Annotated in this window: 1 protein-coding gene; it reads right to left on the bottom strand. The window is 73.6% G+C overall.

Features of this window, described 5'->3' with window-relative positions:
* Nucleotides 1–150: 150 nt before the first annotated feature.
* Nucleotides 151–552 (bottom strand): PfkB family carbohydrate kinase (locus RCG67_RS17260; RefSeq protein ID WP_368828039.1); only part of this gene is annotated, 402 nt, incomplete at its 5' end.

The following is a 552-nucleotide window of genomic DNA, read 5'->3' as shown; positions in this document are numbered from 1 at the left end:
CGTGGGCGCTGAGCCCCCGGCTGCTGTGGCTGGCCTACGCCTCCTGCATCGCCACCGTCACCGCCGCACGCAACCCCGACGAGCTCCTCGGCCGGGATCCCCACCATCCCTGGGACCGGCACCGGACCGCGCTCGTCCCCGCCGAGAAGGTCACCCGGGTGCCGCTGGCGGCGGCAGATAGTGGGCCAGCGGAAAGAAGGCCGGTTGCGCGGAGGAATCGCCGACGGCATGAGCGCCCACCGCGTTGGCGGCGCGGAGCGCCGTCTCGTGGTCGAGCCCGGAGGTGAGGGCCAGCACCAGCGCGGCGCAGAACGCGTCACCGGCGCCGACCGTGCTGACGACGGCCACCTCGTTGCCGGGGGCGGAGGCGACCCGTCGCCCATGGCTGTAGAGGGCAGAGCCCTCGGCGCCGTAGGTCACCGCGACCAGCTTGGCGTCGGCCAGCTCGGGGATGAGGGCGTACTCGGTCTCGTTGACGATGATCAGGTCGCACCGGTCCACCAGATCGCCCGGGAGGGGCACGGCCGGGGCGGCGTTCAGGGCGAAGAAGCC

It is taken from the genome of Kocuria cellulosilytica (genome assembly GCF_040981245.1).
GTDB classification, from domain to species: domain Bacteria; phylum Actinomycetota; class Actinomycetes; order Actinomycetales; family Micrococcaceae; genus Kocuria; species Kocuria cellulosilytica.
Note: the sequence above shows the minus strand (reverse complement) of the source record. Positions and strands in the feature narration are given on the sequence as shown.